This window comes from Polaribacter glomeratus, from assembly GCF_002954665.1.
GTDB classification, from domain to species: domain Bacteria; phylum Bacteroidota; class Bacteroidia; order Flavobacteriales; family Flavobacteriaceae; genus Polaribacter; species Polaribacter glomeratus.
Window position 1 is genome coordinate 1,693,978 of sequence record NZ_MSCM01000001.1, and the last position, 15,081, is coordinate 1,709,058.

17 protein-coding genes are annotated in these 15,081 nt (G+C 29.1%); 12 read left to right on the plus strand and 5 right to left on the minus strand.

Features of this window, described 5'->3' with window-relative positions; all coding sequences use genetic code 11:
* Positions 1-6 precede the first annotated feature (6 nt).
* From BTO16_RS07185 to BTO16_RS07195, 3 genes are all read left to right on the plus strand, one after another.
* A complete protein-coding gene (locus BTO16_RS07185; protein WP_105020939.1) occupies positions 7-1,086 on the plus strand; it encodes a hypothetical protein in 1,080 nt (359 codons plus the stop codon).
* An 82-nt stretch (positions 1,087-1,168) separates the two neighbouring features.
* The gene (pta, locus tag BTO16_RS07190; protein ID WP_105020940.1) at positions 1,169-3,262 is read left to right on the plus strand and encodes a phosphate acetyltransferase; all 2,094 of its coding nucleotides are present in this window, start codon (positions 1,169-1,171) and stop codon (positions 3,260-3,262) included.
* 2 nt (positions 3,263-3,264) lie between these two features.
* Entirely contained in the window at positions 3,265-4,449 is a 1,185-nt protein-coding gene (locus BTO16_RS07195; RefSeq protein ID WP_105020941.1) for an acetate/propionate family kinase, read from the plus strand.
* A gap of 80 nt (positions 4,450-4,529) precedes the next feature.
* Here the strand turns inward: BTO16_RS07195 and BTO16_RS07200 are convergent, their stop codons facing one another.
* On the minus strand, positions 4,530-5,681 hold the full coding sequence (locus BTO16_RS07200) for a T9SS type A sorting domain-containing protein (RefSeq protein WP_170064420.1): 1,152 nt from the start codon (positions 5,679-5,681) through the stop codon (positions 4,530-4,532).
* A gap of 165 nt (positions 5,682-5,846) precedes the next feature.
* Between BTO16_RS07200 and BTO16_RS07205 the strand changes: the two genes are divergently transcribed.
* Entirely contained in the window at positions 5,847-6,563 is a 717-nt protein-coding gene (locus BTO16_RS07205; RefSeq protein ID WP_105020943.1) for a YebC/PmpR family DNA-binding transcriptional regulator, read from the plus strand.
* A 341-nt stretch (positions 6,564-6,904) separates the two neighbouring features.
* Here BTO16_RS07205 and BTO16_RS07210 read toward each other — a convergent pair whose 3' ends face one another.
* Positions 6,905-7,705, minus strand: coding sequence for a TIGR00266 family protein (locus BTO16_RS07210; protein ID WP_105021543.1), 801 nt, complete (start codon positions 7,703-7,705; stop codon positions 6,905-6,907).
* Between the two features lie 114 nt (positions 7,706-7,819).
* Entirely contained in the window at positions 7,820-8,209 is a 390-nt protein-coding gene (locus BTO16_RS07215; protein ID WP_105020944.1) for a hypothetical protein, read from the minus strand.
* Positions 8,210-8,360: 151 nt separating this feature from the next.
* Here BTO16_RS07215 and BTO16_RS17565 point away from each other — a divergent pair, with 151 nt between their 5' ends.
* Positions 8,361-8,507, plus strand: coding sequence for a hypothetical protein (locus tag BTO16_RS17565; RefSeq protein ID WP_170064421.1), 147 nt, complete (start codon positions 8,361-8,363; stop codon positions 8,505-8,507).
* Between the two features lie 4 nt (positions 8,508-8,511).
* Here BTO16_RS17565 and BTO16_RS07220 read toward each other — a convergent pair whose 3' ends face one another.
* Positions 8,512-8,964 (minus strand): DUF4442 domain-containing protein, encoded by a 453-nt coding sequence (locus tag BTO16_RS07220; protein ID WP_105021544.1) that lies wholly within the window; start codon positions 8,962-8,964, stop codon positions 8,512-8,514.
* A gap of 154 nt (positions 8,965-9,118) precedes the next feature.
* On the opposite strand from BTO16_RS07220, the gene BTO16_RS07225 reads away from it, so the two are divergent.
* The 7 genes from BTO16_RS07225 (at position 9,119) to BTO16_RS07255 (ending at position 14,634) form a co-directional block, all read left to right on the plus strand.
* On the plus strand, positions 9,119-9,553 hold the full coding sequence (locus tag BTO16_RS07225) for a DUF4870 domain-containing protein (protein ID WP_105020945.1): 435 nt from the start codon (positions 9,119-9,121) through the stop codon (positions 9,551-9,553).
* Between the two features lie 10 nt (positions 9,554-9,563).
* On the plus strand, positions 9,564-9,908 hold the full coding sequence (locus tag BTO16_RS07230; protein WP_104808597.1) for a PadR family transcriptional regulator: 345 nt from the start codon (positions 9,564-9,566) through the stop codon (positions 9,906-9,908).
* Complete coding sequence (locus tag BTO16_RS07235; RefSeq protein WP_105020946.1) at positions 9,901-11,628, plus strand: PspC domain-containing protein; 1,728 nt, start codon at positions 9,901-9,903, stop codon at positions 11,626-11,628. Before BTO16_RS07230 ends, BTO16_RS07235 begins: the two co-directional genes overlap by 8 nt.
* Before the next feature lie 97 nt (positions 11,629-11,725).
* Complete coding sequence (locus tag BTO16_RS07240) at positions 11,726-12,451, plus strand: head GIN domain-containing protein (RefSeq protein ID WP_170064422.1); 726 nt, start codon at positions 11,726-11,728, stop codon at positions 12,449-12,451.
* 37 nt (positions 12,452-12,488) lie between these two features.
* On the plus strand, positions 12,489-12,992 hold the full coding sequence (locus tag BTO16_RS07245; RefSeq protein WP_245892017.1) for a nuclear transport factor 2 family protein: 504 nt from the start codon (positions 12,489-12,491) through the stop codon (positions 12,990-12,992).
* A 338-nt stretch (positions 12,993-13,330) separates the two neighbouring features.
* The gene (locus BTO16_RS07250) at positions 13,331-13,840 is read left to right on the plus strand and encodes a DUF3124 domain-containing protein (RefSeq protein WP_105020947.1); all 510 of its coding nucleotides are present in this window, start codon (positions 13,331-13,333) and stop codon (positions 13,838-13,840) included.
* 14 nt (positions 13,841-13,854) lie between these two features.
* Complete coding sequence (locus BTO16_RS07255; protein ID WP_105020948.1) at positions 13,855-14,634, plus strand: NYN domain-containing protein; 780 nt, start codon at positions 13,855-13,857, stop codon at positions 14,632-14,634.
* Between the two features lie 12 nt (positions 14,635-14,646).
* Here BTO16_RS07255 and BTO16_RS07260 read toward each other — a convergent pair whose 3' ends face one another.
* On the minus strand, positions 14,647-15,054 hold the full coding sequence (locus BTO16_RS07260; protein WP_105020949.1) for a DUF2721 domain-containing protein: 408 nt from the start codon (positions 15,052-15,054) through the stop codon (positions 14,647-14,649).
* Between the last annotated feature and the right edge of the window lie 27 nt (positions 15,055-15,081).

Genomic DNA, 15,081 nt, shown 5'->3' on the forward strand with positions numbered 1-15,081 from the left:
AATGCTATGAAAAACATAATTTTTATCACTTTAATAACTCTTTATTCCTTCGCTATTTTTGGTCAGAAAAAAGAAATACATAAAGACTCTACATATATAAAGTTAAAACTTTATCAGAAAGTTTTTAAAAACGAAAAGTTAACAAATATAGCTTCAGAAAGAATTAAAATTACAGGTGGGGACACCTTAGTACTCGTTACGAATTTTAAAAAATTTAGAAGAAAAGCTTCAAAAGTAAAAGAAATTTCTTTTAAAAATCATTCGAGAGCTTATATGCCACTTTGGCAATATAAAAAAACACATAAAGAAGCAATCACTAAAAAAGATTCAATCAATTTTCTTTTTAAAGAAAAAGATACCTTAATACTTATTAGTGATAAAGATTTTTATAAAAATCAAAAACGAGTTTCTGTTCCGTATGAGCCAAAAAGTGATGCGTTTTTAAAGACCTACAAAGATGTAGTTTTCAAAAAACACAATTCTTATGGCAACATCCGTAAAGGAAAAAAAGAATATATGCGTTTATGGGAAGCGCCTATAAAAATTTATTTTGCGCCAAAATTAGACAAACACTATAAAAGAGCTATAAAAAAGGCCGTAAAAGAACTATCTTCTATAGATTCTTTACAAATTTCGTTTGTTAAAAATCTCAATAAATCTAACTATATTATATATCAAATTGATGATAAAAATAGCTATCAATATTCTGATAATTTAAAAAAAAATAAATATGTAGATTATTATATCAATTGGAATAAAGGAAGAATTTATGATACAAAATTAGAAATCAACCTATTAGAAAATAGTACAATTGATAAAAAAGAAAATGCGGCTATTTTACTTCAAAATTTTTATCAAACATTAGGTCGTTTTTTTACAACATCAAAACTACCTTGTAATAGTGTATTTTCTAATTGTAATTCTAGTAAAAAAGAATTGACAAAATTAGATTTTGAAATTATTAAATACCATTATTCTTATGGAATTTGCAAGTTTACTGACTTAGAAACTTTTGAGGAAAATCACCAAAAAGCAAAAGAGATTATAAAAAAGGGAGGCATAATGGAGTTTACGCACCTTTACTAAACAATATGGATCCTAATTTAATGACTAATATCACAATTAGTCATTTTTTTATGGCTTATTTTTGTATAATAATTTCTAGAAAATGAGTAAATCAATTTATATTACTACTATAGAACCCAACAGCGGTAAATCTTTAGTGTCTTTAGGATTTTTAAGAATGATGCTAAATCAATCTTCTAAAGTTGGTTATTTTAGACCTATCATCAACAAAGACAAAAACGGCCTTTACGACGATCATACATACACCGCAATTAATTTTTTTAATCTAGATATAAAATATGAAGATTGCTATGCTTTTGAACAAAGTGAAGTTGTTGAATTATTAAGCGAAGGAAAAAAAGAAAAAGTTATACATGATATTATTAAAAAATATAAAAGCCTTGAAGCAAAATACGATTATGTCTTAGTTGAAGGTACCGATTTTTCTGGCGAAGGTGGTTTTACTGAATTGGATGTAAACCTAATGATTGCAAAAAACTTAGGAATTCCTGTGTTAATTGTTGGTGCTGGAAATGATAAAAAGAAGAAAGATTTTATAAATACAATGCAACTTTCTTACAATTCATTTATTCAAAAAGAAGTAGATGTTATTGGTGTAATTGCCAATAAAATTGAAGTGGATGAAATGGAGTATATAAAAACTGAATTAAGAAAAGTAATTCCGAAAGAAATACATATTGATGTAGTTCCTAAAGTAAATTTTTTAGCAAACCCTACTGTAAAAGAAGTTGCTGAAGCCTTAAACGGAAAAATACTTTTTGGTGAACAGTTTTTAGATAATTCCATAGGAAGCTACAGCACAGGAGCTATGCAACTGCGAAATTATTTGACACGCATCAAAGAAAACGCTCTTGTAATTACACCTGGAGACAGAGCAGATATTATTTTAGGCGCAATACAAGTAAACGCATCTAGCAATTATCCAAGAATTGCAGGAATTATTTTAACAGGTAATTTAACTCCAGAAGATTCTATTTTAAAATTAATTGAAGGGATCCAATCTACCGTTCCTATTATTTCTGTAGATGGTGGAACTTTTGGAATATCAAATAAAATTGGTGCTGTAAAATCTAAAATTTATGCATCCAACAGTAAAAAAATATTGTTAGCCTTAGATACTTTTGACACCTATATAAATGTAGAAAGACTTAATAAAATATTATCTAAATTTAGTTCGGATAAATTAACGCCGAGCATGTTTCAATACAATTTATTGCAAAGAGCAAAAAGCTGCAGAAAACATATTGTTTTACCAGAAGGAAATGATGAGCGAATTATGGAAGCTGCTGCTCGTTTACAATTATTAAATATTGTTGATTTAACACTTTTAGGCGATCGAAGAGAAATTCAGCAAAAAGCAGATCAATTAGGATTACAAATTGATTTAGAGAAAATAAATATCTTAAATCCTGAAGATTCTATTCATAATGTAGACTTTGCAAAAACACTTTATGAAGCTCGTAAACACAAAGGCTTAACAGAAACTACAGCAATGGATTTAACCCGAGATGTTTCTTATTACGGAACTTTAATGATTTTAAACGGTTTGGCCGACGGAATGGTTTCTGGCGCAGTTCATACAACGATGCACACGATAAAACCCGCCTTACAAATTATTAAAACCAAACCCGGAGTTAATGTAGTTTCCTCTGTCTTTTTTATGTGTTTATCAGATAGAGTTTCTGTAATGGGCGATTGTGCTGTAAATCCAAATCCGAATGCAGAAGAATTAGCAGAAATAGCAATTTCATCGGCACAATCTGCGGAAGCATTTGGTATTAAAGCAAGAGTAGCCATGTTATCGTATTCTTCTGGAAGTTCTGGAAAAGGTGAAGAGGTAGAAAAAGTTAGAAAGGCTACAGAAATTGCTAAAAAATTAAATCCAGATTTATTAATTGAAGGTCCTATTCAATATGATGCAGCAGTAGATATGTCTGTCGCAAAAACAAAAATGCCAGATTCTAAAGTAGCTGGCCAAGCTTCTGTATTAATTTTTCCTGATTTAAATACGGGTAATAATACCTACAAAGCAATTCAAAGAGAAACAGGTGCTTTGGCTATTGGCCCAATGTTGCAAGGTTTAAACAAACCGGTAAACGATTTAAGTAGAGGTTGCACTGTAGAAGATATTTTTAACACCGTTTTATTAACGGCTATTCAAGCAAATCAAGAATAAATATGAATATTTTAGTTTTAAATGCAGGTTCTTCTTCGTTAAAGTATCAAGTAATTGAAATGCCAAGTGAAACCGTAAAATGTGTTGGTTTAATTGAAAGAATAGGCATGGATGATGCCATTTTTACGCATGAAAAATCGGAAGATAAATATTCTGAAATTTTACCAATTTTAAATCATAAAGTTGGTTTACAAAAAATTACAAAGACTTTATTAGATGCTAAAATTGGTGTTATAAATACTGTGGATGAAATTGAAGCGGTTGGTCATCGAGTTGTTCATGGAGGAAGTAAATTTAGTAAAACAACACTTATAAATAAAGAAGTTAAAGATAATATTAGGGAATTATTTGATTTAGCTCCTTTGCATAATCCTGCAAACTTAACGGGAATAGAAATTGCCGAAACGATTTTTACATCCGCAAAACAAATTGCTATTTTTGATACTGCTTTTCATCAAACAATGCCAAAAGTGGCGTATCAATATGCAATTCCGAATTCATATTTAGAAGATTACAAAATTAGAGCGTATGGTTTTCACGGTACAAGTCATAAATATGTATCAGAAAAAGCAATCGAATATTTAGGAGAAAAATCATCCAATATTATTAGCATCCATTTAGGAAATGGTTGCAGTATGACTGCCATAAAAGATGGGAAAAGTATAGAAACCTCTTTAGGTTTAGGACCAACAAATGGGTTGATTATGGGTACTAGAGCTGGAGATATTGATCAATCTGTAATTTTCTTTCTGATGAAAAAACTCAATAAATCAGCAGAAGAAGTAAATAATATATTGCAAAAAGAATCTGGTTTAAAGGGTTTAACCGGTTTTTCTGATTTAAGAGAAATTTCTGAAAAAGCAACTAAAGGAAATCTCAATTGCCAAAATGCGTTAAACTTGGCAAGTCATCGAATTAAAAAATATATTGGCGCTTATGCTGCCATTTTAAACGGATTAGATGCACTTATTTTTACAGCAGGAATTGGGGAAAATTCTGGTTTAATGAGAGAAATGGCTTGTGAAAATCTAGAATTTTTAGGCATAGAGTTAGATGAGCTTAAAAACAAAATTAGATCGAAAGAAATTACAGAAATTCAGTCAAAAACATCAAAAGTAAAAATATTGGTAATCCCTACTAATGAGGAAATTGAAATTGCAAAACAATCTTATCAACTTTTAAAATAATATACATTCACAAAAAGACCTTTCAATTTTTTAAAACTGAAAGGTCTTTTGTTACAAGAAACTCTAAAAAGCATTTAGAATTAGTTCTTTACAATTCTTTTTGAAGCAATATTTCCTTTTTCATCTTGTACTTTTAGTACATAAATTCCATTTACTAAGTTTTCTAAATTTAATTGATTGGTCGTTGATGTCATCACCTTTTTTCCAAGGATATTAAAAAGTTCAACATTTTTTAAAGAAAATCCACTATCATCTAAAGATAACTTATTGTTTGTTGGATTTGGATAAACGGCAAAATTAACCAAACTAAAATCATTTACACCTGCAGTTGCTTCGCCGTAATTATATGTTAATCGGTAATTATTACTTGCTTCACTTAGAATTTTGTTTACAAATTTGTTTACTGAAAATAAATATTCAATACCTGTTTTATCGTTAAAAGGATGTGTAAAACTTGACATTAATTTAGTAGTATCAAAAAAATACGTTTCATTATTAGAACCGGCTTCAACTCCTTCATTAAAATAAGTTTGCATTTCACCTACAACATTTCCATTAGCATCATACGTATATTCTGTTCTATATTCTACAATCCATGCAGTACCATCCCAGGTTTGATCTTCCTCCATAGATACTTTATTGTCTACATTATAAGAATATGCAGCTTTATAATCTGCTACCCAATTGCTTCCATCCCAACTTTCAGAAACCGAACTACTTATCGTTCCGTTTGTATTGTAATTAATTATTGTTTGTCCTGAATCATCACCATATGCCCAAGCTGTTCCGTTCCAATCGTAGCTTAAACCAGAAACAATTCTATTGTTTGAATAGGTAATATCTACTTTAGAAGAATTTATCCAAACTGAATTTTCATATTTTTCATCTAAAATTTGCATCAAATTACCACTAGAATTATACGTGTTTGTAGTTCTACTTTGATGCACGATAGTGTTCGCATCATAAGACTGATACAATTCAACTATTGTTTTATTGTTTGAATTGTATGTATACAAATTTTTACGATCCGTTTGCCATTGGTTTGAGGAAACATCCCAAGACAACTCTTTTTCTTCTGTTAAATTATTGTTGGCATCATAGATAAAGGCTGTTTTATTAGAACTCACCCAATTTGTGCCATCATAATACTCAGATAAACTAGAAGTTAGTTTAGTTTGCCCAAAAAGAGAAACTGAGATTATTGTAAAAAATAAAAAAGTAGTTTTTTTCATCATATTTTTTTTAAAATTATATATAATTAAATGTATTGAAAAGTTATGGATAAAAAAATACCTATAAATAGGTATTTATTATTCAGAAATTTCTATCGATAATAGTGCAAAAGAGCATTCTAATTTTTACATTTGTCTACATTTTAATTAAAACAATCATTAGAAATGGGTAGAGCATTCGAACTTAGAAAAGGTCGCAAAATGAAACGTTGGTCAGCAATGGCTAAAACTTTCACCAGAATTGGTAAAGACATTGTAATGGCTATTAAAGATGGTGGTGCAAATGTTGAGACAAACTCTCGTTTAAGAGCAGTTATTCAGAATGCCAAGGCAGCTAATATGCCTAAAGAAAATGTAGAACGTGCCATAAAAAAAGCTTCTGATAAAGATACTGAAAACTACAAAGAGGCTTTGTTTGAAGGCTATGCAGCTCATGGAATTGCAATAGTTGTAGAAACTGCAACAGACAATAATAACAGAACAGTTGCTAATGTTAGATCTGCTTTTAATAAGTGCGATGGAAATCTAGGCACTTCTGGCTCGGTTGTTTTTATGTTTGATCATGTATGTACTTTTACTATTAAAAAAGAAGATATTACTGTTGATTTAGAAGAATTAGAATTAGAAATAATTGATTATGAAGTAGAAGAAATTTTTGATGATGAAGAAGGTGTAATTATATATGCTCCTTTTGGGCAATTTGGTTCTTTACAATCGTATTTTGAAGAAAATAATATCGAAATTTTATCTTCTGGATTTGAGAGAATTCCTACAACGACGACAAAATTAAACGAAGAACAGCAAGCTGATGTTGAAAAATTATTAGAAAAATTGGATGAAGATGATGATGTGCAAAATGTATATCATTCTATGGAATCTTAATTTTATAAATATTTTACACAAAATCCCAAACGTGCAGTTTGGGATTTTTTTTTAAGAATTTTAAACTTCATAAAATATAATTCATGAATTTGTGACAATTAATTATAAAGCAAATTTAACTGCAAGAACATCAAAAGGATAAGGTTGTTTTCTATCAGAATTTATGTTTATGAATGAGAAATAGAACATATTAATAAAAATTAGTTTAGATGTAACAAATAAATTTTTATCGAAAAAAAATATTTATTTGTTGATTTAAAAAGTTCTCGATACAATTTCGGGAAAAATCGAAATGACTCGAACTAACAATTCGTTAACTTTTTAGCAGAAAATTAGAGTTTTTAAAACTTATTATCTCCATCTAACAAATTACCAATACCACCTAAAACAGAACCTTCTCCTCTACTTCCATTTCCTGTTTGTGGAGCCATTGCCAAAACCCTGCCTGCTAATCTACTAAAAGGTAAGGATTGAATATATACAGTTCCTGGTCCACGTAAAGTTGCAAAAAACAAACCTTCGCCACCAAAAACCGTGTTTTTTATGCCACCAACAAATTCAATATCATACTGTACATCTTTTGTAAAACCAACAATACAACCAGTGTCAACCTTTAAAACCTCCCCAGCTTTTAATACTTTTTTTGCCATGGTTCCACCTGCATGAATAAAACCTAAACCATCACCTTCCATTTTTTGCATGATAAAACCTTCACCACCAAATAAACCTCTTCCTAATTTTTTAGAAAATTCTATACCAATTGAAACGCCTTTTGCAGCGCATAAAAAAGCATCTTTTTGGCAAATGAATTTTCCGCCAAATTCATTTAAATCAATAGGAATAATTTTACCTGGATAAGGAGATGCAAAAGAAATTTGCTTTTTTCCTATTCCATCGTTTGTAAAAACGGTCATAAATAAACTTTCGCCAGTTAAAATTCGTTTTCCAGCAGAAAATATTTTACCTAAAATTCCTTTATCTTGATTTGAACCATCACCAAAAATTGTATTCATTTTAATGTTATCATCCATCATCATAAAAGTACCAGCTTCTGCAACAACACCTTCTTGAGGATCTAATTCAATTTCTACAAATTGCATTTCTTCACCGAAAATCTTATAATCAATTTCATGCGAATTCATTGTGTTATTTCTGTTTGATGGATTGTTTGGTAGATTATCTTGGAACATCGTAAAAATATTTTAAGTTATAATTATAAGAGTGCTTTTAGCATGTTTTGTTACAAGAATTTCTAATTAATCTTTAAATTTAAGAAATTTTGCTTCAATTGATATGTTGTTCGTATTTTGAGTTACTACTTGTTTTGTATTGATATCTTCTGCTAACTCTTGATATCTTTCATTGGAAAACCTGGTGATTAAAACAGCATCTGCACCAACTTTTTTTGCTTTATTGATAATTGAATTTGTTATATCTTCTTCATTAGAACTTAAAAAACTAGGCACAAAAACAGTATTTAATAAACCCATTATTGCATATTCTCGATCTATTTCATCAGCATTAAAAAAGATAGAAACGTTTTCTGTTGGCGAACTATAATTACCTAAATAATTTAGTCTTGGGCTACATTGCAAAAATAATATCGAGATAAAAAGAATGAAAAAATAGGGTGTTTTTAGTTTCATAAAATTTAAATTTTAGTTTCACTCTACAAATCAAACTTTATACCAATATTTCATAACCCTTCTTATTTTAGGTTGATGTTTCAATTATTCATCAAATTTTATAAAAAATCTTATCTTTGATAAAAGAACTATAATTAGAAATCTAAAAACGATGAAATACTTATCTCCTGAAATAGAAGCTTTTTATAAACAATTTGAAATCACAAAATCGTTAGCACGTAAAAGTATTTCTTGCGGCATTTTTCAAGATTGTGATGCAACTGAAGAAATAACTCATCAAAAAAAAAATAAAAACTAGTATATTACTTTACTTTTAAACTCCATTGAAATTTAAAATTTGAAACGACTACTCCATCTTCACTTACACCTTCAGAAATTAGTGTAATAACTTGACCTTCGCCCGTTTTTACTGATTTTTCAATAGCTTTTCTAATTTCAACTCCTCCTTGACACGTAAACAAAATAGTACCTGTAGCTTTTTTAAAAAAATCACTTTCTTGATGCGTAACCAACATAGAAACTTTACGTTTAGAATGTTCTATTTCTTGCATCACTAACACACCTGTACTCATCTCTGCAGCCATACCTTGTGCTGCCCAAAACATACTTTTAAAAGGATTCTGATTGATCCATTTATGGGTAATTTTTACAATTGCAGTTGTATCTGTTAAGCTTATTACACGCATTCCAGACCACCAACCTAATGGTAATTTAAAAAACATAAACGTATTTATTTTACTAGGAGTTATCTTCATAAGTACTGATTTTACTGGCAATTTACCACTTTTTTATGAAATAAAACAGAAAACACAAATGTTAAAATTATGTTAATTTTAGTACTATGTATTGCATAATACTATCTTTAGGATATATATTTGCATAAGAAAGTATTATATATAATTTTAGATCATGAAAAAAAACAACGAAAATACAAACGCTTTTTTAATCCATATTTCTGCTTTTGCTGGTTTTATGTTTCCTTTTGGCAATATAATTACGCCATTAATTGCATGGCAAACATTAAAAGATAGAAGTACTTTTTTAGACGAACAAGGCAAAGAAGCTGTAAATTTTAATATTAGTTACACGCTTTATATTTTTCTTTTAACGCTAACGTTTATTCCTTTTGCAATAGGTTCTATTTTTAGAAATAATAATGATTTCTGGAATAATAATCAGTTTAATTTTGACTTTGACTTTGATAATCTGTACGGATTTATAGGTTTAGGTTCTATTACAGGTATTGTTTATCTATTAGGGATTGCGTTAGTTATCATTGCATCTTTAAAAGCAAAAGAAGGCGAAAATTATAAGTATCCTTTTACAATAAAATTTATAAAATAAAACCACATACATGAAGATTGAAAACACAAAAGCACAAATGCGAAAAGGTGTTTTGGAATTCTGCATTTTATCCATCTTAAAAAATGGTGATGCATATACTTCTGAAATTCTATCGAGCTTAAAAAGTGCAGAGATGATTGTGGTTGAAGGAACCATTTATCCGTTATTAACCCGTTTAAAAAACGCTGGTTTATTAACCTATAGATGGGAAGAATCAACCTCAGGACCACCAAGAAAATATTACGTATTAACAGAAAACGGAGGCATGTTTTTAAAAGAATTAGACAAAACATGGCATAATTTAGTAAATTCAGTTCACCAAGTAACTAGTAAAAAATCAACCACAAATGAATAAGACAATCAACATAAACTTAGGCGGATTTTTCTTCCATATTGACGAAGAAGCTTATCAGAAACTAAGAAGATATTTAGAATCAATTTCTAAATCGTTAAGTGACGACCCTCAAGGAAAAAATGAAATTATTGCTGATATTGAAGCTAGAATTAGTGAGCTTTTATCAGAAAAAATCACAGACGCAAGGCAAGTTGTAAACGAAAGTGATATAGATGATATTATCAAAATAATGGGGCAACCAGAAGATTATGCAGAGCCGGAAGAAAGCTATAACGAATCTTCTTATTCTTATAATAGAAACAGTGCATCTGGAAAAAAATTATTTAGAGATGGTGATGATAAATTTTTAGGAGGAGTTGCTTCTGGAATCGCTCATTATTTTGATATCGATACCATTTGGGTACGTCTTGGATTGTTAGCACTTTTCTTTGGTGCAGGATTTGGGTTTTTAATCTACATTATTCTTTGGGTTTTATTGCCAGAAGCAAAAACAACGGCAGAGAAATTACAAATGGAAGGTGAACCAGTAAATATTGATAATATTGAGAAAAAGATTCGTAAAGAATTTAATAATGTATCAGAAAATGTGTCAGAATTTGCAAATAAAGCATCCGAAAAAATAAAAGATGGCGCTAGCGAATTTTCAGAAAAAATGAATCAAACTTTTTCAGGAAAGACAAAAAAAAATAACGGAATTCAAGATTTATTTGAAACTTTAGGAAAAATTATTCTTGCCATTTTTAAAGTAATCGGTAAGTTTATTGGCGTAATTATCATATTTGTTTCTGCTGCCGTTATTTTATCTCTAATTATTGGAGGGTTTTCTGTAGGAAGTCTAGAATGGTTAAATGTAGATGGTCAGTTTTTACAATATCCACCATTTTTCTATGACGCAGCGTTGCCAAAATGGTTACTGGTTTTAAGTGTATTTTTATTAATTGGTATTCCGTTTTTAATCTTATTTATTTTAGGATTACGAATTTTATCAAGCAGTGTAAGAAAACTAAGCAGACCGGCTTCTTTAACCCTTTTAGGTGTTTGGATTTTGGCATTATTAGCAATGATTTTTACAGGTTTAGAGTACGGTACATCTTACGCTAACTATGGTCATTCTACTAAAAAAAATACTTTAAATATTGCTAAAAACGATACGTTAACCATAAAAATGATTAATGATGATACCATTTATTATCGTCATAATTTAAGAAGAAATTCGTCTCAAGAAGAAGTAGAAATTGATGGTAAGATGATGACCTATTCAAATGATATAAAAGTAGATGTAAAAAGAAGCGCTACCGATGAAAGTTATGTAATTATTCAAAGAGAATCTAGAGGGAAAAATAAAAGTAATGCGAGCAAAAACGCGCAAAACATAAAGTATAAATACGAGATTATTGATAATACAATTGTGTTAGATGCTTACTTTTTATCAGCATATAAAAATATGTGGAAAGATGAAGAAATTAACGTCACCATTTATGTTGTAGAAAATGCAATTGTATATTTTGATAATTCTACAAAAAACTTTTTAGATGATGTAGATAATGAAACCGAAATTTATGACAAAGAAATGGTAAATCATTACTTTTTAGTTACAGAAAGCACCCTAAAATGTACCGATTGTGTAGCTGAAATTGAAGAAGAAAAAGATGTGATTGAAAAGAAAATCAACAATAAAATTGATAATTCTTCGGATAAAAGATTAGAAGAAACAATTTAAAAAACAGTTCAACCTAAAAAAATGACAACTGAGTTACTTCCTTTTCTTTTTAAACAGCAATTTAAAGACATTTGATGTATCTATAAAATAAAAAATAATGAAAACAACAACCACTAAAATTTTAACCGTTCTGTTTCTTGCAACATTTTTAAATTCTTGTAATATAAATATGTTTAATAGAGTTAATGGAGATAGAAACGTCGTTACCGAAGATAGAACTACAAAGGAAGCTTTTACGAAAATAAAAGTGAGTACCGGTTTAGATTTGTATATTTCTCAAGGAGCTAAAAACAAAATTACTGTTGAAGCTGACGAAAATCTACAAGAAATTATTATAACAGAAGTGATTAATGGCGAGCTAAAAATTTATTCAGAAAAAAATATTTGGAGAGCAAAAGCTAGAAAAATACATGTTACTATAAATAGTCTAGAAAATTTAATAGCAACAAGTGGTTCAGATGTTTACACTAAAGAAACCCTTAAAGTAACGAATTTAAAAATTAGTGCAACAAGTGGTGCAGACATTAAAATTTCTGTGGATGCAGATACTCTTGAAACCAATGCAACAAGTGGATCTGATATTGAAATTTCTGGACTTACTAACAACTACTTTTCTAATGCTACAAGCGGCGCTTCTATAGATGCTTACAAGTTAAAAAGCAAAAATGCAACTGTAAAAGTTACCAGTGGCGCAGCTATTAATGTATTTGCAACCGAAAGTATCAATGCAAAAGCTACAAGTGGCGGAGACATCGATTTTAAAGGAAACCCTAAAAAAGTTGATAAAAAATCATCTTCTGGTGGCAGTATTTCTGCGCAATAATTTAAAGAAAAATCCATAAGCTTAAACCAAACCAACCATGAATTCATTTTTAACTCCTTTTAGAGAATCGATCATTTTAAAAGTACTTTTTGCTATTGCATTCTTCTTTTATAGTTTGATAACCGCTGCACAAGTTGATGAAATACCTGCATACAAACCATTAAATATTGATTTGTATAATGACATTTTAAAAATGGATAGTATCTACTTTACAGCTTATAATACTTGTGATCTAAAAACGCAAGCTGCTATTTATGCTGATGAAATTGAATTTTTTCATGACAAAGGTGGTTTATTAACTGATAAAGATGTGCTATTAAAATCGTTAGAAGAAAACATTTGTAATAAAGTAACAAGAACTTTAATTAAAGGAAGTGTAGAAGTATATACTATAAATAATTATGGCGCAATACAAATTGGTTATCATAAATTTTACAATAAACTAGAACCTAATGCTGCATCTATTCCTAGTAAATTTATTGTAGTTTGGAAAAAAGAAGACGAAAACTGGAAAATGACAAAAGTTATTAGCCTTCATTAAAATATTAAAAAAACTGTATTAATTAGAATAGCTAACTCTAATAGCAGTACTAATACTTGGTTTTATTAGTTTACTTGGTAAGTCGTCGTTTTTTTTAAAAACGGCGCTTACTTTTTTTATGTAGTATTGCTGCTACTTTTTATTAAAGTTTTTTTTAGAGTCGCTTTAACAATTTAAGCATCTTATTAAATTTGTATCTAAACTTTAAAAAAATTAACTTCGCTTCTTTACTTATAGAAATAATTTATTTAATAATCTCAGTTAGTTTTACTAATCTTAATTGAATGTTTAAAATAATTTAAATAATATTTTAATATCGTTTAAAATAAAATCTAAAAATGAAAATAAAACAGCTATCAATTTTATTATTAATAGTACTTTTTAGTTGCAACGAAAAAAAGGAACTAAGCTCTATAAATTTAGAAAACTGGTATAAGAGAACTGCAAATATGAGCACTAAAGATTCGCTTGAATACGGTAAATCTTACTTATCCATTTATTCTCAAATCTATAGCATGTCTGAACATAAAACGCATAATTTAACAGCAATGGCCAGTTTGCGAAATACCAGCGATACAGATTCAATTTACATTCTTAAAGCATTTTATTATGATACACATGGAAAACTTATCAGAAAATATTTTGACTTTCCAATCTATTTAGCTCCTATGGAAACTACAGAAATAATAATTGATGAAATTGATGTTGCTGGCGGAACCGGTTCTAACTTTATCTTTGAGTGGAAGATTCCTAAAAATTGCCCAGAACCTCTTTTTGAAGGTATTATGAGCTCAACAATTGGGCAACAAGGTTTGTCTTTTACAACCTATGCAAAAAGAATTAGATAATTACACAACAAAACATGGAAAATAGATTTAATATTTCAGTACTTATAGACGGAGATAATGCCCAACCAAAATTAATAAAAGAGATTATTGAAGAGGTTTCTAAATACGGCAAAGCAACCATAAGAAGAATTTATGGAGACTGGACCTCGCAGCAAATGAATAGTTGGAAAGCAATTATTAATCAACATTCTATAAGTCCTATTCAAAAATTTTCTTACACAACAGGTAAAAACTCTACGGATGGTTCACTCATAATCGATGCTATGGATATTTTACATGGTAAAAATACAGAAGGTTTTTGCATTGTTTCTAGTGATAGTGATTATACTGGTTTAGCCAAAAGAATTAGAGAAGAAGGCTTGTTTGTAATGGGTATTGGCGAGAAAAAAACGCCCACGGCTTTTGTAAAATCATGTGAAGTTTTTACCTACACAGAAAACTTAAAAACTGTTGAGATTGAAGAAATAGAAGAAGTTGTAGAAAATGAAACCAAAACAACACCTAAATCAAAAAAACAAACTCCAAGTAAAAAGGTAAAAGCAGTTACTAAGAAAATAAAACTATCCGAAGAAGATTCTAAAACAATTGACAAAGCTTTTGACATTTCAATAAACGAAGAAGACAAAGCACACATCTCAACGTTAGGCTTAAATATCAGAAAAATTGATCCTAGTTTTGACCCTAGAAGTTATGGTTTTAAAAACTTAACCAAACTTTTTGAAAGTATCGATAAGTTTGAAGTAATTAAAAATGAAGTTGGCGGTTTAAATCATCCATTATTAAGAATGAAATAAAAGATTATTTTGTTATTTGTTTTCTAAATGTTCCTCAATATCTGCAATATGATGTTGTAAAGCTTCAGCAGAAATCTGTATTTCTTTAATCAAAAGTGCTAAAGAAATAATTAACAAAATAAGCGCAAAACCAAAAACATATTCCGCTACTCTATGATAATCAATGTAAATAATAAACATTGTTAAAACACAAAAAAGCAAACTCGAAATTCCGAAAATCTGCATCCATCGAGTTAAATTTAAACGCAATTTTAAATTTTTAATTTGTCTTAATAAAGAATCATCCTTTTTCTCTAAATACTTATCATGTAAATTTCTGATAACCGCCGCATAAGCTAAAAACCTATTTGTATACGCTAGCATTATCAATGAAATTGCAGAAAATAATACGGCTGGTGTTGTTAAAGTAAGTTCTTCCATAAAAAGCAAAATTAAATAAATTTTCTA